This is a genomic window from Nonomuraea sp. NPDC005730 (genome assembly GCF_040630865.1).
In the GTDB taxonomy this organism is placed as follows: domain Bacteria; phylum Actinomycetota; class Actinomycetes; order Streptosporangiales; family Streptosporangiaceae; genus Nonomuraea.
On sequence record NZ_JBEXYK010000021.1, the window covers coordinates 111,016 to 130,969 of the forward strand.

A 19,954-nucleotide genomic window follows, 5' to 3' on the forward strand; every position below is an offset into this window, starting at 1 on the left:
CACCCACACGCGGGTTCCGCTGGTCCGCGACCTCGCGCGCCTTCGGTTACGGCGGCAGGCGCGGACCGGCTCGCGGCGAATCCGGATACCGATCAAGGGCCAGATCATGGCCCACGCGTCTGCCCAGCGGCAGGTGTGGGCTCCAGGTAGGTCGGCCGTAGTAAGGTCGACGCCTTGATCGACGGGAGGGCGGCGGCAGGACATGCGAGTGACGACGACGAGCGCTGCCAAACGGGCTGACCGTGCGAACGAGGATTTCACCGGCGCCGTACCAACGGCAGCGGTGCTGCTCGACGGCGCCGGCATCCCCGGCACCGAATCGATCTGCCGGCACGGCGTGGCCTGGTATGCCACTCGCTTGGGAGGCAGCCTCCTCAGCCTCTTGTCGCTCGTACCGGACCGCAGCCCTTCGGCGCTGCTCGCCGAGGCCATCGAGCAGGTCACGGACGATCACCGGGACACCTGCGACGTCGCCGACCCCATCAGCCCGTCCGCGACCGTAGCCGTCCTGCGCCTGTCCGGCGGCTTCATCGAGTACCTGGTGCTCGGTGACTCGTTCCTCGTGCTCGACAGAGCAGACGATGCGCCGCTCGTCATCTCCGATCCCCGGGAAGTGATCATCAGCCGGTCTTACCAGCCCGCGATCGAGGCCGCCGCCAAGGGTAGCGACGAGTACCACCGACTCCTGCGGGACCTACGCGCCAACCGCAACCAGCCGGGCGGCTTCTGGCTGGCCAAGGACGACCCCCGGGCGGCGGACGAGGCGATCACCGGAAGCTGCCCGATCTCCGAGCTGACCGGTGCCGTCCTGCTCAGCAACGGAGCCGGCCGCATCGTGGAGCAGTTCCAGCTCGCCGACTGGCCAGAGGTCATGGCCGTCATGGCGGCGAGCGGACCCGCCGAAATCATCCGCCGTGTCCGGCAGGCGGAGGCGCGCCACGCGGTGGCGGCGGACGATGCGACGATCACACACTGCACCGACCTCGGCGAGACCTGACCGTCACCGGCGGAGCCCGGCCGTTGGTCAGTTCTGCTGGGCTGCCACCGAGCAGGGCTCGGGTTCCCCCAATGGCGGCGGTCGAAGGCAACGAACCCCACGACCAGGCGTTACCGCGCGCCCTGTTCCTACGAGCCCGCGCAACGACACTTTCGGGCACGCAGAGTTACTTCGCCCCTGGTGGCGCCGACCCGAGTACCGGGCCCTACCCGGAGTGGAGGGGCTCGGGGTTTTCGTCGAGTGGGCCGCCGAGCTTGTTGGGCGGTCCGCATGATTGTGGTTTGACCCGTTTCTCTCCGAACCGGGTCGCTGAGTCCGTGCTGGCGGCGGCCCGGATCTGGTCTGGGCTCATCCCGTTCACGCCCCGCAGATCGGCGCCGCGCAGATCGGCTCCGGACAGGTTTGCTCCGGTCAGATCGGCTCCCGACAGTTCGGCAAGTCTCAGATTCGCCCTGCTCAGGTCCGCGCCACGCAGCCGTGCGTAGGTGAGGCACGCCTCCGGCGCGTTCAGACTGCTCAGGTCCGCGTCCCACAACCCGGCCCACGTCAGATCGGCCCCTTGCAGGTCCGTACGGCTCAGCCGGATGCCCTTGAGCGCCGCGCGAGGGAAGCGGACCTGGGAGAAATCGGTGAGCGGGTCTCCCGGAACAGTCAGGCCGGCGGCGATGGTGAGGGCCGCGTGGACATCTGGCGGCAGGTCCGCGATGGTCCGGACCACGGCGAGTTCGACGATCGAAGCGGTGCATTGTGGCGCGGGCCGTGGTGTGCACAGGTCGTGGTTGCGGACGAACGCCGCCAGCACGCTTCGTACGGTGAGGCGGTCCTCAGGGGAGTCGGCGGCGATCCGCTGCAAGGCATAGATCGCGCCGAACCGCACATCGGTCGCGGGTGAAGCGAGTTGTTCGACCGCTTTGGTGTACCGGTCGGTAATCTGTCCCTCACGCGCGGTTCGCAGCTCCTCCTGCCCGTTCCGCAACGTCACTGCGGTCGTGATCAGACTGCCGGCGGTGAAGAGGGCACCCAGCAGGATGCCTACGCTGTTGAACCACTGGTGGCGGTTCAGCCGTCGACGTTCGCGCGCCTGGTCATCGCGCTGTCGTTGAGCCTCCAGTAGTTCCAGGCGCTTCTCGACTGACAATCCGTCCAGTTCGTCCTGGGTCGGTGCCGCGATGCGGGGAGGTGACGCGCCGGTCGGCGCCGGACCCGGGGACGACCTGGCGGAGCCGACAGGGTCATGGGGTGCGTTCATTCAGATCAGATTCCTCCCGACCGTTCGCGTGTGCGCCGGGTGTGACCGCCACCGCCTACCTGGCGGGCTTCCAAGCAAAGATGGTGCACCAAAGCTGACACGACAGGGAACAGCCGGCTTCGTCCGTGCCGATGAGCAGGGCACGGCCCGCCCCCAGGCGGGGGCCGTCTGCGGCCGGGGACACCTTGACCATACTACGTTAAAGGAAGTATGGTCGCTGCCTCACTCAAGATCACCTCTGGTTGGAGGCAGTTCATGAGCTTAGGCGGCATCCTCGCATCCGCGCTCCTCGCCGGCACGATCACCGTGGCACCGCCGCCGGACCGGCCACCACCCGCCGCGGCGACCGGCGCCGTCACTCTGATCACCGGCGACCGCGTCATCGTCACCGGCGCGAGCGTGCGCGTGGAGCCCGGACCGGGCAGGCGGACGGGATTCGCCCGGCAGGTGATCGAGGGCCACCTGCATGTGATCCCGTTCGACGCCCGCCCCCTGCTCGCCCAGGGCGTCCTGGACCCGCGGCTGTTCGACGTGACCCAACTGCTGAAATGGCGGTACGGCGACGCCGACCGGCCCGACATCCCCCTGATCACCCAGTCGGTGGACCTGCCAGGAGCACGGCGACTCACCGGGCTCGGCATGTCCACCCTCCAGGTCTCGAAGAAGAACGCCGCCCAGAGCTGGAAGGATCTGACCGGCGGCGGCGCCCGGGCGCTGGCGGCGGGCAAGGCCAAGCTCTGGCTCGACGGTCTGCGTTCCTGGACCCTCGACAAGAGCGCCAAGCAGATCGGCGCCACCGAGGCCTGGAAGCAGGGCATGACCGGCAAGGGCGTCACGGTGGCCGTGCTCGACTCCGGCTACGACCCCGATCACCCTGACCTCAAGGATGTGGTCGCCCACGAACGGAATTTCTCCGACGAGCCAGACATCCGCGACCTCCTCGGACACGGCACACACGTCGCTTCCATCGTGGCCGGAGCCGATGAACGGTACAGGGGAGTCGCTCCCGGCGCGAGCCTCGCCATCGGCAAGGTCGGCGGCCGCTACGGCCCCTCGGACTCCGCGATGCTGGCCGGCATGGAGTGGGCCGCGACCGAGGTCAAGGCCAAGGTCATCAGCATGAGCATAGGCTACCCCGACACCCCGGAAGTCGATCCCGTCGAACAGGCGGTGAACACGCTGTCCGAGCAGACCGGCGCGCTGTTCGTCATCGCCGCGGGCAACAGCGGCGACGAAGCCCCGGTGGAGAGCCCCGGCAGCGCCGACGCCGCCCTGACGGTCGGCGCGGTCGACGACAACGACGTGGTCGCCGCCTTCTCCAGCAAGGGCCCTCGGGAGGGCGACCACGCGATCAAGCCGGACCTCACGGCCCCCGGCGTGGAGATCATGGCCGCCCAGGCGGGCGGCACGCACGTGGAGATGAGCGGCACCTCGATGGCCGCGCCGCACGTGGCCGGCGCCGCCGCGATCATGGCGCAGCGGCACCCGGACTGGACCGGACAGCAGCTCAAGGCCGCCCTCATCGGCAGCGCCGCCCCCACCTCGGGCGTCACGCCGTACGAGCAGGGTGCCGGGCGGGTGGACCTCGTACGGGGCCTGGCCCAGCAGGTCGTGGCCCAGCCCGCCAACGTGTGGGCCGCCTTCCCCTGGGACGGCCAGGGCGAGCGCGTCTCCACGAAGACGATCACGTACACGAACACCGGGGCCACCCCCGTCACCCTGGACCTCGGCACGCAGGGTGGTGAGGTGCTGAAGCTTTCGGCACAACGCCTCGAGGTGCCCGCCCACGGCACGGCGTCGCTCACGCTCACCATCGACGCCACCGGCAAGGCTCCGGGCGACTACCCCGGCGTCGTCACCGCCACTTCGGGCTCGGGCGAGATCCGCACCCTGGCCGGCGCGTACGTCGAGCCGGAGTCGTACGACGTGACCATCTCCGCCGTCGGCAGAGACGACGGCGAGACCTTCGTCTCCGCCGAGCTCTATGACCCCCGCACCGGCGCCATCCGCAGGCCGGTCTTCCAGGGCGCAACGGCCAAGTTGCGGCTGCCGGAGGGAGAATGGAACCTTTACGCAGACATCGCCGGATCCACCTCGCTGACGCTCACCCACACCGTCTTCCGGGTCGACAACGGCGACCAGCAGATCACGCTGGACGCCCGCCAGGGCCGTCCGGTCCGCTTCAGCATCGACGACCCCACGGCCACGCCCAGGGACGTCATGGATTTCGCTGTGGGGCGCGGCAAGTGGGCGCTCGGCCTGCGGGCTCCGTTCGACGTCGGCCAAGAGTTCTACGTCATCCCCGTGCAGCAGGCCGGGCTGCTCTTCTACGCGAGGTCCGTCTGGGACTCCACCAGCGGCTCCCTCTATGACCTGGTCGATCGCCGTACCGGCGGGCTCCCGGCGGACTTGGGCCAGCGAGCCAAGCGTGCGGAGTTGGCGAAGGTGGAGGCGACCTTCCTCGCTCCCGGCCTCGCGGCAAAGGGCCGGCCGTACTTCGCCCCCAGACTCGGCGAGGAGCCGAGCGCCGAGTTCTCCGCGACGCTCCGGCAGGACGTGACGCTCCCCGGTACCGCGACCTACTACCGCACTCCCGGCCTCACCTGGGACAGCTCATGGCGCACGGATACGTCGGAGGTGTGGGACGCCGGCAAGGTCATCGAGCGCGGCCACACCAAGGAGGTGTGGAACGCCGCCGTCGCCGGTCCCTCGTTCGCGCAACCGAACGGAACCCGCACAGGCGACGGGCTCTCCTTCGACGCCGGCCGCCTCTTCGCGGACAGCGTCGAGGGCCGGACCGGCGAGGACAGCGCCGCCACCGGAACCGCGACCCTCGCTCGCGGCGGCCGGACCATCGCCGAGACCGCCCTGGCCGACTGCCGGTGGTGGCTCAAGCCCTGCCTGCTCACCGCCGCGCTACCGGCGGAGCAGGGCCGGTACACGCTCACCACCTCGATGCGCAGGCAGGAGCCGTATACGGCGCTGTCGTCGACCGTGGAGTCGGCCTGGACCTTCACATCTGAGCAGACGTCCGAGGCGAAGCCGCTCCCGCTGTTCGCGGTCCGCTACGCCCCGGCCGGTCTCGACTCGTTCAACCGGGCCCGTCCCGGTACGGTGACCAGGGTGCCCATCCGGCTGGAGCGCAACCCCGGCGCGCCGGGGGCCAAGGTGAAGTCGCTCAGCCTTGAGATGTCCTTTGACGACGGCGCGAACTGGCTTCCCCTGCCGAGCGTCCGGACCCGCTCCGGCTGGACGGCCGCCGTGCCCAACCCGCGCACGGCCGGATTCGTCTCTTTGAGGGTCACGGCGACCGACACGTCGGGGACGAGCGTCAAGCAAACTGTCGTCCGCGCCTACGCCGTCGGCTGACGGGATCGACCGGGAGTGTGAAAGGGCCGCCGCGGCCCTTTCACATTCGGCGGGTTCGGTCACGTCTCCGAGATGACGATGGTGCCCACGGGGCTTCTGGGACTCTTGGCCCTCATCGAGGGCGGCCCCGGGTTTCAGCGCAGGTCGTGCAACAGAGCGGGGTCGTGGTCGCCGCGCCGGAATTGACCGTACTCCATTGAACGTAGTATGGTTGCCCGGCACACTCGACAGATCCACATTGGCGCTGATCGTGACAGTCGCGTCCTTGACCTCCGGCCGGGGCACAGAGGACGGGCCGCAGCACGTCCAGGCGGGCGGCTGCTGCGGCAGTGCTCGGCGCCCGCCGCCAGCTCGTACGTGAGCCACGGAAGAAGCAGCTCACGCGCGCCGGCGGGAGCGCCGGACCCCACCACGAGCCGTACGGGTGCCTCGGCGTTCGCGTGCGCGCGTGACGTTGAAATACGGGGAGACCAACCATGAACACCATCAGAATGACCGCCTTGGCGATGGCCGCGGCGATCGTGCTCGACGGCTGCGGGGGCGACGCCGAGCCCGCTGGGAAGGGCGCTTCCCCTCCGTCGAAGTCGGCCGCGACGGCACAGGAGAAGAGACGCCAGTTCGAATCCGTCAAGGCGGACTGCATGAAGCAGAAGGGCTTCAGGTACATCGCCTATGTGCCGGCGGAAGATCCCATGACCGACGACGAGCGCAAGCGCAGAGCCGGCGACTATGAGGCGTTGAAGGCCCAGCGGGCGAAGTACGGCTTCGGGGTCTTCTCGGTGTACGTCTACCTGAAGGGGCCGGACGCCCCCGACTTCATGCCCGACTTCTCAGGGGCCGACCCCAACGGGGATATCTTGTCGAAGCTCTCCCCGGCTCAGTACAGGAGCTACTGGAAGGCCGCGGGCGCCTGCGTCGTCGTCGCGGCCAAGCGGGCCCTCGGCAAGGAGGTGAAATCCGACAGGGACCTGTTCGAACAGGCCGACGCCGCCGCGGAAAGGGCGGCTAAGCGCGAGATAGACGGCGACGCCGAACTGGCCGAGCTGGCATCGAGCATGGCCACGTGCCTGACGGGCAAGGGATACAAGGTCTCCGGCACCAGGCCGGATCAACTGGCGACGCGCGGCTGGAACGCGTTTTCTGATCAGGAAGACGAGATCGGCCGCAAGCAGCGCGAGCATGCTCCCCCCGTGAAGCACCGCGAGAAGGGTGAGCTCCCGAGGACCTTCGGAGCCACGTTCATGCCCGAAGAGGCTCGGCCGTACCTGGACAAGGAGATCAAGGCCGCTCTGGACGATCTGGAGTGCGGCAAGGACTTCTATCGGGTCTACACCCCCAAGCTGGAGGCCATCCATCAGAAAGTCGCCGAGGAATTCGGCAACTGACGCGGTCACGCTTGTGGGCTCCGGCTGAAAAGGTACCGGCGGCGGACGATCTCTCTGGCGAATGAATGCGCAGGCGACTTCTCGCGCCCGGTAGCGGAGACGTGCCACTGAGGCCCGCCTTTTCGGCCCGGTGTTCCACGCCACTCAACTTGAGGATGAAGCTTGGGCTGATGGTCATCGGGCGTGAGGACAGGATCCCCGTGCGGGCCGGGCGGGTGGCGGCGGCCTGGCTCGCCGGGCTTGCACCCTCGGCTTCCACACTTCTGGGCTTATTCTCCGAAATGGAGGTCGTGCTCTTTCATTGACTCCAACACCTCTGCCGTCAGGTGATAGATGGCGCGATGCCGATAAATGAGTTCGCCGTCTTCTATGTTGCAGGCGATCCCAAAGGGGTCTTCGGGCCAACGCTCCACGTCTTTCCCCATCGCCTCGTCAACTCCGAGAAACCATGTGATGCCCGCGATCGGTATCCCGGAGGGGAAGGGAAAGGGGATTCGATCGCCATTGGCATGCATGATCTCATAAATGGCACCACTCAAGTCAGGCACAGCGTCGTTCACTTCTTCCAGGCTTGCGTCAGGCTCTATCTGCCGATAAGATTTTCGGCCCTCTTCGAGAAGTTGATCGAAATCTTCGATATGGTAATCGATGCGAGACAGGATGGAGACCGTTCCTCCACTGTCGAGGTCCTCCGGTTCGCCTGTATCTGCCGTATCGACCTCTTCGATGGAGGCGAGCAGGTCTTCCCCCGTCAGAGCCGAATATTCCGCAAAATAACTGCGCATGGCTCGGACGAGCGCCTCTCTCGATGGCACATCGGTCGACAAATCTCGGGTGTCATCGAGAGAAATCGCTTCGTCGAGATGCTCGGTGATCGTCGAGGCGAGCGTCTGGGCGGCGGCGCTGAACGATTCACTGCCGAAATGCTCCGGATCACGCATGACGTAATTCACCAGTCTTCTCTTGTGCGGATGCGCCTGCCGAGGCTACTGGATCTGCGCTGTCCGGTACAGGGAGAAGAAGGGCTGTCTCCGGCTTTGCCCCGGAGGCCACCTCAGCTCGCCGTTCTCACGGAACAGTCGAGGCAGTGAATCGCTTCCCTTTCGACTTCCGTTCTTGGGTTGAAGAAAAAGCGACATGCCTTCCCGACGAGCCGGCTCTAGCTCGCTGGCGGCACGGCCCCCGCGGCGGCGTGGGCGCGGGCGGCGTCCTCGTCCCCGAGGCGGCGGGCCAGCTCGGCCAGCACGAGATGGGTGGAACCCCAGCAGGCGGTGCCCATGCCGGCCACCACCAACAGGTCCGCGTACGGAAGCAGCCGGTCGTAGAGCGCGCGCGGATCGGGCACGCCCAGGCGGGCGGCGACCAGGCCCCAGACAGGCACGAGGAAGTCGGCCACCCAGTCGTCGGGGACGTCGGTCCCCCAGCGCGCCACCAGCTCGTGCGCCAGCTCAAGGCGGCCGGACTCGGCGGCGGCGAGCACGGCGACGGGCCGGAGCGGCACGAACCGCGGCTCTTCCGCGGCGGCCACCAGCTCCTCCAGGACCTCGGCCACCCGCCCCTGGCCGCGCCGGCAGGTGAACGTGGTCACCAGCCGGTGGAACCGGCGGCCCCACACGGTCGGGGCGAACCGCATGTCGCCGTACCGGGCGAGCAGGTCCTCGGCCTCCTCCCACCGGCCGTCGAGGGTGGCACGGGGGGTCTGGGCGATGCGCACCATCGACTCCAGCTCCGGGCTCGGCGACCTGGCCAGCAGCGCCTCGCAGCGGGCCAGCTCGCGGTCCCAGCCGGGCAGGTCGCCGTCGCGCAGCAGGCAGGACATGAGGGAGACCCGCGCCAGCACCTCGCCGCTCACCGGCAGGCCGGGCAGACCGGCCAGCTCCTCGGCCATCGCGCGCCGCGCGGCGTTGCGTCCGGGGCGGAACGCGGCCAGCAGGTAGTTGTTCATCGTGCGGGCCAGGAGCGGCATGTCACCCGTCCGTCTGGCCAGGGTGACCGCCTCGGCGGCATGGCGTTCGCCCTCGGCGCCGCGGGGACCGTAGTGCAGCTCAAGGGCGAGGGTGCCCAGCAGGCTGGCGCGGTCGGCGTCCGGCAGCGGGCCGTCGAGCAGCTCTTCGATGACGGCGACCAGGTCGGGGTCGACGACGCCGTACGGGCGCCAGTTCCACAGGGCCGGGGCGCCGATGGCGGTGACCGCGGAGATGAGCGCCTCCCGGTCGCCGACGGCTCTCGCCAGGCCGATCGCCTCCTCCCAGTCGCGGTGCGCGTCCTGGGGCTGACCGGCGGCGCGGTGGGCGTGGCCGAGCTCGGTGAGCAGGCGGGCGCGTTCGGCGTCGCGGCCGGGTTCGAGCGCCGACAGGGCCAGCGTCCAGAAACCGGCCGCCTCGGTGTGGGCGAGCTGCGCCCCGGCGTGCCGGGCGGCACGGGAGGCGTACCTGACGGTCCTGCCCGTGACGTCCAGGCGGCCCGCCTGGGAGAAGTGGTGGGCGAGCGTGGCCGACCGCGACTCGGGCAGGACGCCTTCCAGCGCCTGGCCCGTACGCAGGTGCAGGCGCGAACGGTCGAGCTTGCCGAGCCCGGCGTACAGGGCCTCCTGGACGAGGGCGTGCGAGAAGCGGTAGTCGGGGCCGGCGGGCGGCTCGACCAGCAGACCGGTGGCGACGGCGGGCTCCAGAGCGGCCATCACCTGCTCGGCGGTGCTGCCGGTGACGCTTTCCAGCAGGGCGGCGTCCACGTCCCGGCCGGCCACGGCGGCGGCGGCGAGCAGGGCCCCGGTCTCCTTCGGCAGGCGCGCGACGCGACGCTCGATCACGTCACGGGCGCCGCTGGGGACCGTGCGCTCGCCGCGCGGCAGGCGCAACACCTCGCCCAGGTAGAAGGGGTTGCCGCCGGTCCTGTCGAGCAGGTCGCCGACCAGGCCCGGCTCGTCGGCGACGTGCCTGGTCCGCAGGAAGGCGGCCACGTCGCCGGAGGTGAACGGCGGCAGCTCCAGGCGCTCACCCGACCGCGTCAGCGCCGCCAGCGTCCCGCGCAGCTCATCGGGGTGGTCGCCGGGCTCGGGACGGCAGGTGACCAGAAGGAGCAGCGGACGCCGCAGCGCGGACTCGGCGACGAACTCCAACAGCCGCAGCGAGGACACATCGGCCCAGTGGAGGTCTTCGAAGACGACGGCCAGCGGCGCCGGCGGCCGGGCCAGGACGTCCAGGACCTGCTCGTACAGGCCGAACAGATCCTGCTCGGGGTCACGGGTGCGGCCGGACAGCAGCCCGGTGGCATCACCCGCCTCGCGCAGGATCTGCGTCCAGGGCCAGAAGGCCGAGGCGGCGCGATCGGCGCAGCGCCCCCACGCGACGCGGAACCCACGCGCGGCGGCCAGGTCGGCGGCGGCCCGGACGAACCGGGTCTTGCCGATGCCCGCCTCCCCCATGACCAGCACGGCCCCACCGTCGCCGCGCCGCGCCGCACCCAGGCCCCGCGCCACCAGCTCCAGCTCGGCCGAGCGGGCGATGAGCAGCTCGCCCTCCGGTTCGGGGGCGGCCGGGACGAACGGCGCCACCGGCTCGGGCACAGGCGGACGCAGCTCGGGCGCCTGGTCGAACACCGCGCGTTCCAGCTCCCGCAGATCGGGGCCGGGGCTCAGCCCGAGGTCGGCCGACAACCGCTCACGCACCCGGCGCAGCGCGGCCAGCGCGTCGGCCTGCCGTCCGGCCCGGTAGAGCGCGCGCACGAGCAGCGACCAGGCCCGCTCCCGGTACGGCTCCGCCCCGACCAGCGCCTCCAGACCGGGGATCAAGGGCGCGTCCTCCCCCAGAGCCAGGCGGGCGTCGAAACGGTCCTCCAGGGCGGTCACGCGTATCTCGGCGAGCCGCGCGGCGACCGACCGGGCGAACTCCTGACCGGCGAACTCCCCCAGCGGTTCGCCCCGCCACAGCCCGAGCGCCCGGTCGAGCAACTCGACGGCCCGGCCGGGCGCGCCACCCGCCAGCGCCGTGCGGCCCTCACCGGCCCAGGCGGCGAAACGCCACAGGTCGACCTGACAGGGCGCGACGGCGAGCAGATAGCCCGGCTCACGGGTGAGCAGGACCCGCGGCGGGGTACGCGGCGGCCGGCCGGGCTCCAGCACCCGGCGCAGGTGGGCGATGTACGCCTGAAGAGTGCGGGTCGCCCCGGCGGGCGGCTCCCCCGCCCACAGCTCGTCGATGAGCCGGTCGAGCGACACCACCCGGCCAGGCTCCAGGGCCAGCATCGTGACCAGGGCACGCTGCTTACGCGTGCCGAGGTCCAGCACACCCTGCTCGCCGGTGACCTCAAGCGGCCCGAACAGCCGAAACTCCAACCCTGCCATGTCCGTCCCCACCCTACGGCACCTCAACTCGATCCCAGCTCGACCCCAGCCCCCGACCGGCAAAGTGGAGCCATCGACCAGGAAACAGCTGCGAAAGGCATGAACATGAACTTCGGGGACGAACTTCGCGGAGTGGTCCGCGGCACGGTGCTCGCAGCCGGCGACGAAGGATTCGAGCAGGCCAGGCGCCCCTGGAACCTGGCGATCGACCAGCCCGTGCAGGCCGTGGTCGAAGCCGCCGACGCCGAGGACGTGGCCGCGCTCGTCCGGCACGCCCACCTGGCAGGACTGACCATCACCACCCAGCCGAGCGGCCACGGAGCCACCGGCGACACCGGCGAGGCGATCCTGCTGCGCACCACCCGCCTCGACCACCTGCACGTGAACCCCGTCGAACGCGTCGCCCGCGCAGGGGCCGGCGTGAAATGGGGCCGCGTCCAGGAGGCCGCGAGCCCGCACGGGCTGACCGGACTCGCCGGCAGCAGCCCGGCGGTGACCGTCACCGGCTACACCCTGGGCGGCGGCCTGAGCTGGTTCGGCCGCGCACACGGCTGGGCGGCCGGCAGCGTACGCGCCCTCGACATCGTGGACGCCACAGGCACGCGCGCCCGGATCACCGCCGACAACGACCCCGAACTGTTCTGGGCCCTGCGCGGCGGCGGCGGCGACTTCGCCATCGTCACCGCGATCGAGTTCGACCTGCACCCGGCCCCCGACCTCTACGGCGGCCGCATGTTGTGGCCCGCCGCGATGGCGCCCGCCGTCCTGGAGGCCTACCGCGAGATCACCGCCACCGCACCCGACCAGCTGACCCTCTGGTACGACCTCCTGCAGTTCCCCGGCGCCGCCCCGCTGGTGGCCGTGGACGCCACCTACCTCGGCGCGGGCGGCGACGCCGAGACGCTGATGCGGCCGCTGGAGAAGATCGCGGGGCGACTGTCCGACTCCCGCGCCGTGCTGCCGGTCGCCGGACTGGGCGGCATCACCGCCGAACCCACCGACCCCGGCCCCGGCATGTCCCGCGCCGAGCTCCTGACCGGGCTGACCGACGAGGTGGCCGCCGCGCTGCTGGAGCAGCCCATCGACCCGCTTCTCAGCGTCCAGCTCCGGCACCTGGGCGGCGCGCTGGCCCGGCCCTCCGGCATCCCGGCCGGACACCTGGAGGAGCCGTACGCGCTGTACCTGTTCGGCATCCCCGGGCAGGACGGGGGCGCCGCCGTACGCGAGCGCATGGACCGGCTGACGGGGGCGCTGGTGCCCGGCACGTCGGGGCGCAAACCGTTCACCTTCCTCGCGCCGGGCGAGCGCGCCGCCGCCGCCTTCGCCCCGGACGACCTGGCCCGCCTCCGGGACGTCAAGCGGTCCCGCGACCCCCGCGGCACCTTCCGCAGCAACTTTCCCGTCCTCGCCTGACGACCGCCGGGGAGCCGCCGGGAGCAGAGCGCGTCAGCGGCCTCGTCCCCGGCCGGCGCCGTGTTCACCGGTCTGTGGCTCAGCGCGGCCCGGGCGCCGCGGGCTGTTCCGGGCGGCGTCCCCATGCCGAGATCAGCGGCGCGAGGGTGAGGTCGAGCTCGCCGGCCTCGACGGCGGCCAGGTGCGCGTCGATCTCGGCGTCGTCGGCCAGACCGGCGGCGAGCAACTCGGCGCGGACCATGCGCACCGTCGCGGCCTCCAGCCGGTCGCAGGCCACCCCGCCGACCGGGAAGCAGCCGGCAGCGGCGACGTCGACCAGGCCGGCCGCACGCAGCGCCCGCGGCAGCGTACGGCCGAAGCGCAGGTCGGCGCCGCGGCGGGTCATCAACTCCCGGACGGCGCGCCGCAGCCGGTTGGCGCGCCGCTGCGCCGGGCCGGCCTCGTCGAGGCAGGCCAGCGGCTGCAGCTCGGTATCGGCGTCCTCGATGAGCAGCCAGCCACCGGGGCGCAGCGCCGCCACCATCGTCGCCAGCGCCCGGGCACGGTCGGGCACGTGGACGAGCACGAGCCGGGCGTGCACCAGGTCGAACGTGCCCGGCCGCGGCGGCGGGTCCCCGACGACGTCGTGCCGGAGCACCTCGTACCCGCCGTGCGGGTCCAGCCAGGCCGGATTGATGTCCGTGGCCAGCACGTGACCGGTCGGCCCGACGGCCGTGGCGAGTGCCTCGGGAATGCTGGGGCCTCCGGCGCCGACTTCCCAGCAACGCCGGCCCGCCCGCACTCCGAGCCGGTCGAAGTGCCCCAGTGTGACACCGTCGAACAGCTCGGCCAGCCAGGTGAACCGCTCGCCCGCCTCCACCCGGGCGTTGTCGAGCAGGTAGCGGTGATCCGGGGCGGAACCGGGGCCGGCGAAGGGCTGCGATGCACTCATGCGTACATCTTCACGATCTTCCGCGTGCTGTGTCAGCACGACATCGGATGAAGTCAGGCACGACGCCTTGGGTATGCTGGCGCGGGTGCCCGGGGCTTTCGTGTTCCTGGGCGCGCGCCCGGCGCATCTGGGCCGTGACGAGGCGGAGGAGAACCACTCGCCACGCGCGGAGTTCGACGACGTGGTGCTGGACGACGGCGCGCGGCTGCTGGCCGAACTAGCGGTACGGCGACTGACCGCGTACGCGACGACCGCAGCGATGCAGCGATAGTGGCGCGACCGCATGATCGCCGTCACCGTCGCGCTGTCGGCCGCGACACCGGACGGCCCCTTCGGCGACCTCGCCGGCGCCTGCGACCTGACGCGGCTGACGTACATGGGAATGTCCCTCGGCGGGTGCGCCGCCGCCGGCGCCGCGCACGCCGACCCGCGCGGCCGCGCCGCCGTCAACCTCGACGGCATGCGCCTGATGCCCGACCTCTTCGGCCGCTCCGCCCGCGTGCCGGTCCTCGGCCTGTACGCGGACTTCGAGGGCGGCGGGCACCACAGTGACCTGTTCTACGAGGAGTTCCGCCATATGGGGCTGCGCGAGGAAGTCGTCCGGGTCAAGATCGCCGACGCCGGGCACCGGGACTTCACGGACCTGGCGCTGCTGCCCGACAAGCACCGCCTGGGCCACCTCGGCCACCTCGGCCTCGTGGACGGGGAGCGCGTCACCCGGCTCGTGGGGGCGCTGACGCCGGCGTTCCTCGACCGGTACGTCGAGTGCAGGGGCTCCGGGGCGCCGCCGCTCGGTGACGGAGCCGAACTCCTCGACGTCTCGCACGTGCGCGCATGGGCCACACGGGAGACGGCCTGACGCCCGTCTCCGTGTGCGCCCGCGGTGGTGCGGTTGATCGCGGCGACGGCCTCCGTCGTGGTGGTGTCGGGGATGTCCAGGCCCAGGAGGGTCACGGCCGCTCCCCGGCCTGGTCCACGACGCCGATCGCGACGCGGGTGGAGATCGACCAGGTCGTTCCCTTCTCGATGCTCCACTCCAGATGAGGAGGAACGGGGACCCACTCGCCGTCCTTCATCGTGAACATCAGGGCGCCGTTCGGCTTGGGATAACGCTCCTCATGGTCGGTGATCGCCGTCTCCCGCCGCGCCCGGTAGGCGTAGGTCGTGGGGTCCAGGAGGATTTCGACCTTGCGCCAGCCTTCGGCGACTTGAGAGACCGACACCGCGGGACGTCCCTCGGTGTCGGTCGCCGTCTCGTCCACCGTCACTCCGGGCAGCTTGGCTATCGCTTGGAAGATCGCGGCCTCGTGCTCCGGTGAGACGAGGTTCTGGCTGAGGGTCACGGCGAAGCGCAGGAAGATCCACTCGTCGTCGGCAGGGACCTGCCCCTGGTAGAGCTCACGGTATTTGGCCAGGAGCGCGTCAGGGTCGGTCGGCAGCGAGGCCAGCAACGCGTAGGTGTTCTCCGGCGCCCTCTCACCGGGATCGGAGGTCTGCAGCTTGCCGTTCACCAGATAGCCCACCCCCTTGCCGTCGGCCCGGGTCCAGAGCGGGTCGAGCGTCTCCGGCAGCGGTGTCCGCGGGGTGAGCCGTTCGCCCTGGTCGATACCCTTGTCCCAGCCCACGTCACGGTTCTCGGTGTAGATCCACTGGTCGCCGCGGGGCGGCGCGAACTCCTTCTCCTGTACGGCCGCCGCGATCCTGGTCAGCACCACCTGAGCGTTGGCGGCGGGCAGCGTGCGCTCTCCCTGGAACACGCTCACCCCGGTAGCGATGATCACGGCGCCGGCGGCCACCGCCAGCGCCCGGATCGCCCATCCGCGCCTGGAGCGTGGACGGCCGGCGCGGGCCAGGAGAGCCGCCCGCGCTGCGGCTTGGGCGTCGGGGGCCGGCGGCGCCGGGCGCGCCCAGTCCTCGCGCAGCCTTTCGAGGTCGTTCATGATCCGTCCCTTTCCAGTGCGGCTTGGATTCTTCTGCGGGCCCGGTGCAGTCGTGAGCGGGCCGTTCCGGCCGGGATGCCGAGCGCGCTGCCCGCTTCCTCCGAGGTCAGCTCCGCCCAGGCGACCAGGAGCAGCACGTCCCGATCGCGATCGGCGATCTCGGCGAGCGCCTCGGCCAGCCGGGACGTGCGGGCTCCCGCGTCGACGGCCCCGGCGACCTGGTCGGCGTGGTCCTCCACGGGGCTGTCGGCGCCCGCCTTGGCCAGGGCCCGGTACTGGCGTACTTCGGCGCGATGATGGCGGGCGATGAGGTTGGAGGCGATGCCGTACAACCAGGGCCGCGCGTCGGCGCGGGAGACGTCGTAGCCTGCCCGTTTGTCGAAGGCGATGAGGAACGTCTCCGCGGCGACGTCGTCGGCCAGGCCCGCGCCTAACCTGCGCGCGGCATAGCCGTGGATCTCGGGGTAGTAGCGGTCGAATATGGCGGCGAAGCGCTCCGGCTCCCGCCTGGACTGTTCGATGATCACGGCGTCCGCTGCCTGGGCCGGCAGCGCGCGTGACATCGAGGTCACCTCTCGATCCCTGGGTTCACACCGGTTCTTCACCGATCACGGGACAAGTGTTCACGACGTCTGCTCACCCCAGCCTGGCGGGAGCCGGCGCGGCTGCATACCGGAACCGGCCGCTGGTGATGAGGCCGCCGCCGATCGTCCCGATGACGAAGCCCAGTGACAGCAGGGCGCCGTTGACGCCGAGTTTCCGTCGTCATGTGGCCGGAGTGCGGCCGGTCGCGAAGATCGACCAGAGCCCTGCTGAAGGTACATCTGCCAGGTGCAGGACGAGCGGATGCGATCCGCTAAGGACGGAGCAAAGTCACCGAGCAGGAGAGCTGGCTGAGCAGCTCCAGTTGATCGAAATACAGGCGCAAACTCGTTATGAGTCCGTCTTCCACCGTGCAGACATAACAGCATCGCAAACGAACAGGGCGACCCGTCGCGGCAAGCACCTGACCGTCGGGCATGGTGTACGGCCCTCGATGGGTGCCCACCATGAGAAGCTCGTCGACGGTTGTGGCCTCACCTTCGGAGGACTCCGTGATCACCGCCCGGACGTCGGGGAATGCCGCCCAGAACTCCTCCAGATAGGAGGCCAGCTCGCTGTGTCCCTGAGATACGCCTTCGGGGCTGATGGACACCCCGGTCGGGCTGAAAGTGCGAAGTAGCGCCTGCATATCGTGAGCGTTGAACGCGTCCGTATAGCGGTCGCGCACCTCGCGGGCAACATTCATGGCACCGGATCCCTCCCCAATCGCTCGATGCCCAACCTGGCTCCCGATATGCGGTCGAATCACCAACGCATGCTAGATCCGCAGTCCTGACTGCCTTGGCACGGAGCGGGGTGGCGGCGAACCCGGGACGGGGCGTACCTGGCCGGCGACCCGGGGGCCATCGTTCGCATATTGACGCGAACGTGAGGAAAGGATACGTTCCGGTAGATTTCACGGTTGTCCAAGGGAAATCCGGTGAGATGCCGGTGCGGACGCGCCACTGTATCCGGGACGTGGATCCCGGGAGCCAGGTCGCTTGGCAGCCGTGACCTCGTGATATGGGACGCGTGACCCCTGAGGAGGCTTGACATGAGTGGGTTGTCCACCCCTTCGACGATTCCCTTTCCGCGCCTGCGCCCTTGGCTGCTGCTGGCCGTGCCCGTGCTGCTGCTGGTGGCCTACCTGGTTCTGATGGACAACGGCGCCATCTCCCAGACCGGCACCTTCCTGCACGAGCTGATGCACGACGGGCGTCACCTGCTCGGCGTGCCCTGCCACTGAGGGCCGGGCATGGTACGCACCTTCCTGGCCAGAGGTCTGCTCATCGGACTCCTGGCCGGACTGATCGCGGGCGCCTTCGCCTTCGCCTTCGGTGAACCTCGCGTGGATCACGCGATCGCCCTGGAGGAGGCCGCCGCCCGGTCCGGGTCGCCCGATCCGGACGCCGGGACGGCCGGGCACGGCCACGCCGAAGCGGCCGAGCACAGCCACGGCGAGGAGGCCGTGGTCGGCAGGCCCGTGCAGAAGGCGGGGCTGTTCCTGGCCACCGGCCTCTACGGGCTCGCCGTGGGCGGGGTGTTCGCCCTGGTGTTCGCCGGGCTGCGCGGGCGGGTCGGCCCACGTTCCGACGGGCGGCTGGCAGTGGCCGCGGCCGGTACGGCGTTCGCCGCGATCATCCTCGTGCCCTTCGTGAAATATCCGGCCAACCCGCCTGCGGTGGGTGATCCGGACACCATCGACAGCCGCACGCTGCTCTACGTGGTGATGATCCTCGTCGGGCTGGCGGCGACGGCGATCGCGGTGGCGACGGCCCGCCGCGTCGAGGGCGACCCGTGGGCGCGCTGGACGGCGGCGGCGGTCGCGTTCCTCGTGCCCGTCGTCGCCGCGTGGTGGTTGCTGCCGGCGGTCGACGAGGTGCCCGAGGGGTTCCCCGCCACGCTGCTGTGGGAGTTCCGGCTCGCCTCGATCGGCACGCAGCTCGTCTTCTGGGCGGCGTTCGGCGTGCTGTTCGGCTGGGCGAGCGACCGGGCGGAGCGACGCGCGGCGGCTCATCCGCTGGTCGCGGCGCCGAGCTGAGCAGGGTGCTGTTCGTCCGGCATGCCACGACACCGGGGATGCGGGCCGGCTGCTTTCCCGCCGACGAGGACGCCGACGCGGCGAGCCTGACCAGGGCCGCCGCGTTACGGCCCGTCGAGGCGTCGGCGGCCTGGGCCGCTCCCGGCAGGGCCGCGCGGCAGACGGCCGCCGCCATGGGGCTGGCGGCACGCGAGACCCCCGCCCTGGCGGAGGCGGACTGCGGCCGGTGGCGGGGCCTGCCGTACGGGCGGGTCGCGCTGGAGGAGCCGGACGCGCTGGCGAGCTGGCTGGCCGACCCGCACGCCGCCCCGCACGGCGGTGAGTCGCTGGCCGCGCTCGCCGCCAGGGTGGCCGGCTGGCTCGATTCGGTCCGGGACGAGCCGCGAGCCGTCGTGGTCTGCGACGCGGGCGTCATCAGAGCGGCGCTCGGCCACGTCCTGGGGCTGGATCCGCTGCGCGCGGCCCGTTTCGACCTGGCTCCTCTGTCCACCACCGAGCTGACCGTCGCGCGGGACGGCTGGCGGGTGGTCCACGTCAACCGGAAGGCCTGAGTCTTGATCGTCACCTATCCGTTCAGCGCCGTCGTCGGGCTCGACGACCTGAAGCTGGCACTGGTGCTGAACGCGGTGTCGCCCCGGGTGGGCGGGGTGCTCGTACGCGGGGAGAAGGGAACGGCGAAGTCCACGATCGTGCGGGCGTTGGCGGCCCAGTTGCCCACGGTGACCGTGGTGCCCGGCTGCCGGTTCGCCTGTGATCCCGTCGTACCCGATCCGGAGTGCCCGGACGGGCCGCACGAGCCCCGCGGCGAGGGGGTGGAACGGCCGGCCGCCCTGGTGGAGCTGCCGGTCGGCGCGTCGGAGGACCGGCTGGCCGGCTCGCTCGACGTGGAGCGGGCGCTGACGGAGGGGGTGAAGGCGTTCGAGCCGGGGCTGCTGGCGGCCGCCCACCGCGGCGTCCTGTACGTGGACGAGGTGAACCTCCTGCACGACCACCTCGTGGACCTGCTGCTCGACGCGGCCGCGCTGGGCACGTGTTACGTCGAGCGCGAGTCGGTGTCGGTGCGCCATGCCGCCCGCTTCCTGCTGGTGGGCACCATGAACCCGGAGGAGGGCGAGCTGCGTCCGCAACTTCTGGACAGGTTCGGGCTGACGGTCGAGGTCAGGGCGTCCCGCGACCCGGAGGAGCGCGCCGAGGTGGTGCGGCGGCGGCTGGCCTTCGAGGCGGACGCGACGGCGTTCGCGCATCGATGGGCCGGGGAGGAGTCGGCGCTGTCGGCCCGGATCGCCGCCACGCGGTCCCGGGTTCCGGGCGTGCGGTTGCCGGACGCCCGGCTGCGGCAGATCGCGACGGTGTGCGCGGCCTTCGAGGTGGACGGCCTGCGTGCCGACCTGGTGACGGCGAACGCGGCGATCGCCCACGCCGCCTGGCAGGACCGCGACACGGTGACGACCGAGGACGTGCGGGCCGCGGCCCGGCTGTCGCTGCCGCATCGCAGGCGGCGGGATCCGTTCGACGCTCCTGGGCTGGACGAGGCGCTGCTCGACGAGCTGCTGGAACGCACGTCCGGCGACGACGACCCGGACGGCGGCCCCGACGACCCCGGGCCCGGCGGACCTGCGGGGGCGCCGCCACCGGGCGACGGCACCGGACCGGGCACGCGGGACCGGCCGACCGGCGCCGAGCCCCCGGCGGACGGCCGGACGGC

The 19,954-nt window shown here is 71.1% G+C and carries 17 protein-coding genes and 1 riboswitch; of the genes, 10 read left to right on the forward strand and 7 right to left on the reverse strand.

The genetic code is table 11. The annotated features are described in order from the left end of the window. The first annotated feature begins 208 nt into the window (after positions 1–208). Entirely contained in the window at positions 209–997 is a 789-nt protein-coding gene (locus tag ABZ444_RS24495; RefSeq protein ID WP_358000998.1) for an integrase, read from the forward strand. 205 nt (positions 998–1,202) lie between these two features. Here the strand turns inward: ABZ444_RS24495 and ABZ444_RS24500 are convergent, their stop codons facing one another. Next, positions 1,203–2,135, reverse strand: a complete 933-nt coding sequence (locus tag ABZ444_RS24500; protein WP_358001001.1) for a pentapeptide repeat-containing protein — start codon at positions 2,133–2,135, stop codon at positions 1,203–1,205. A gap of 366 nt (positions 2,136–2,501) precedes the next feature. Here ABZ444_RS24500 and ABZ444_RS24505 point away from each other — a divergent pair, with 366 nt between their 5' ends. Both ABZ444_RS24505 and ABZ444_RS24510 read left to right on the forward strand, forming a co-directional pair. After that, a complete protein-coding gene (locus ABZ444_RS24505) occupies positions 2,502–5,615 on the forward strand; it encodes a S8 family serine peptidase (RefSeq protein ID WP_358001004.1) in 3,114 nt (1,037 codons plus the stop codon). Positions 5,616–6,091: 476 nt separating this feature from the next. Further along, a complete protein-coding gene (locus ABZ444_RS24510; protein WP_358001007.1) occupies positions 6,092–7,000 on the forward strand; it encodes a hypothetical protein in 909 nt (302 codons plus the stop codon). Between the two features lie 269 nt (positions 7,001–7,269). Here ABZ444_RS24510 and ABZ444_RS24515 read toward each other — a convergent pair whose 3' ends face one another. Further along, complete coding sequence (locus tag ABZ444_RS24515; protein ID WP_358001010.1) at positions 7,270–7,953, reverse strand: hypothetical protein; 684 nt, start codon at positions 7,951–7,953, stop codon at positions 7,270–7,272. A 206-nt stretch (positions 7,954–8,159) separates the two neighbouring features. Beyond that, positions 8,160–11,342, reverse strand: a complete 3,183-nt coding sequence (locus ABZ444_RS24520; protein ID WP_358001013.1) for a BTAD domain-containing putative transcriptional regulator — start codon at positions 11,340–11,342, stop codon at positions 8,160–8,162. A 105-nt stretch (positions 11,343–11,447) separates the two neighbouring features. On the opposite strand from ABZ444_RS24520, the gene ABZ444_RS24525 reads away from it, so the two are divergent. Then, a complete protein-coding gene (locus ABZ444_RS24525; protein ID WP_358001015.1) occupies positions 11,448–12,755 on the forward strand; it encodes an FAD-binding oxidoreductase in 1,308 nt (435 codons plus the stop codon). 79 nt (positions 12,756–12,834) lie between these two features. Here ABZ444_RS24525 and ABZ444_RS24530 read toward each other — a convergent pair whose 3' ends face one another. Continuing rightward, positions 12,835–13,686: a methyltransferase domain-containing protein gene (locus ABZ444_RS24530; RefSeq protein WP_358001018.1), complete on the reverse strand. Its 852-nt coding sequence runs from the start codon at positions 13,684–13,686 to the stop codon at positions 12,835–12,837. A gap of 85 nt (positions 13,687–13,771) precedes the next feature. Here ABZ444_RS24530 and ABZ444_RS24535 point away from each other — a divergent pair, with 85 nt between their 5' ends. Both ABZ444_RS24535 and ABZ444_RS24540 read left to right on the forward strand, forming a co-directional pair. Then, entirely contained in the window at positions 13,772–13,957 is a 186-nt protein-coding gene (locus ABZ444_RS24535; RefSeq protein WP_358001021.1) for a hypothetical protein, read from the forward strand. 12 nt (positions 13,958–13,969) lie between these two features. Next, entirely contained in the window at positions 13,970–14,545 is a 576-nt protein-coding gene (locus tag ABZ444_RS24540; RefSeq protein ID WP_358001024.1) for a hypothetical protein, read from the forward strand. 91 nt (positions 14,546–14,636) lie between these two features. Here ABZ444_RS24540 and ABZ444_RS24545 read toward each other — a convergent pair whose 3' ends face one another. The 3 genes from ABZ444_RS24545 to ABZ444_RS24555 form a co-directional block, all read right to left on the reverse strand. Then, complete coding sequence (locus ABZ444_RS24545; RefSeq protein ID WP_358001027.1) at positions 14,637–15,626, reverse strand: CU044_5270 family protein; 990 nt, start codon at positions 15,624–15,626, stop codon at positions 14,637–14,639. Continuing rightward, entirely contained in the window at positions 15,623–16,189 is a 567-nt protein-coding gene (locus ABZ444_RS24550; protein WP_357981796.1) for an RNA polymerase sigma factor, read from the reverse strand. Before ABZ444_RS24550 ends, ABZ444_RS24545 begins: the two co-directional genes overlap by 4 nt. 293 nt (positions 16,190–16,482) lie before the next feature. Further along, positions 16,483–16,914, reverse strand: a complete 432-nt coding sequence (locus tag ABZ444_RS24555; RefSeq protein WP_358001030.1) for a nuclear transport factor 2 family protein — start codon at positions 16,912–16,914, stop codon at positions 16,483–16,485. A 184-nt stretch (positions 16,915–17,098) separates the two neighbouring features. Beyond that, positions 17,099–17,228: riboswitch (cobalamin riboswitch) on the forward strand. A gap of 34 nt (positions 17,229–17,262) precedes the next feature. Here ABZ444_RS24555 and ABZ444_RS24560 point away from each other — a divergent pair. The 4 genes from ABZ444_RS24560 to ABZ444_RS24575 form a co-directional block, all read left to right on the forward strand. Next, complete coding sequence (locus tag ABZ444_RS24560; protein ID WP_357981809.1) at positions 17,263–17,454, forward strand: CbtB domain-containing protein; 192 nt, start codon at positions 17,263–17,265, stop codon at positions 17,452–17,454. 9 nt (positions 17,455–17,463) lie between these two features. Continuing rightward, a complete protein-coding gene (locus ABZ444_RS24565; RefSeq protein ID WP_358001033.1) occupies positions 17,464–18,249 on the forward strand; it encodes a CbtA family protein in 786 nt (261 codons plus the stop codon). A 5-nt stretch (positions 18,250–18,254) separates the two neighbouring features. Further along, positions 18,255–18,800: a histidine phosphatase family protein gene (locus ABZ444_RS24570; RefSeq protein WP_358001036.1), complete on the forward strand. Its 546-nt coding sequence runs from the start codon at positions 18,255–18,257 to the stop codon at positions 18,798–18,800. A 6-nt stretch (positions 18,801–18,806) separates the two neighbouring features. After that, positions 18,807–19,954: ATP-binding protein (locus tag ABZ444_RS24575; protein ID WP_358001039.1), on the forward strand; the 1,148-nt coding region annotated here is incomplete at its 3' end.

Bases quoted from the DNA above. Each gene is read 5' to 3' on its own strand.
- ABZ444_RS24505 (WP_358001004.1), top strand. From the start codon at position 2,502: ATGAGCTTAGGCGGCATCCTCGCATCCGCGCTCCTCGCCGGCACGATC.
- ABZ444_RS24520 (WP_358001013.1), bottom strand. From the start codon at position 11,342: ATGGCAGGGTTGGAGTTTCGGCTGTTCGGGCCGCTTGAGGTCACCGGC.
- ABZ444_RS24555 (WP_358001030.1), bottom strand. From the start codon at position 16,914: ATGAATGTTGCCCGCGAGGTGCGCGACCGCTATACGGACGCGTTCAAC.
- ABZ444_RS24565 (WP_358001033.1), top strand. From the start codon at position 17,464: ATGGTACGCACCTTCCTGGCCAGAGGTCTGCTCATCGGACTCCTGGCC.
- ABZ444_RS24525 (WP_358001015.1), top strand. From the start codon at position 11,448: ATGAACTTCGGGGACGAACTTCGCGGAGTGGTCCGCGGCACGGTGCTC.
- ABZ444_RS24550 (WP_357981796.1), bottom strand. From the start codon at position 16,189: ATGTCACGCGCGCTGCCGGCCCAGGCAGCGGACGCCGTGATCATCGAA.
- ABZ444_RS24530 (WP_358001018.1), bottom strand. From the start codon at position 13,686: ATGAGTGCATCGCAGCCCTTCGCCGGCCCCGGTTCCGCCCCGGATCAC.
- ABZ444_RS24545 (WP_358001027.1), bottom strand. From the start codon at position 15,626: ATGAACGACCTCGAAAGGCTGCGCGAGGACTGGGCGCGCCCGGCGCCG.
- ABZ444_RS24560 (WP_357981809.1), top strand. From the start codon at position 17,263: ATGAGTGGGTTGTCCACCCCTTCGACGATTCCCTTTCCGCGCCTGCGC.
- ABZ444_RS24540 (WP_358001024.1), top strand. From the start codon at position 13,970: ATGATCGCCGTCACCGTCGCGCTGTCGGCCGCGACACCGGACGGCCCC.
- ABZ444_RS24510 (WP_358001007.1), top strand. From the start codon at position 6,092: ATGAACACCATCAGAATGACCGCCTTGGCGATGGCCGCGGCGATCGTG.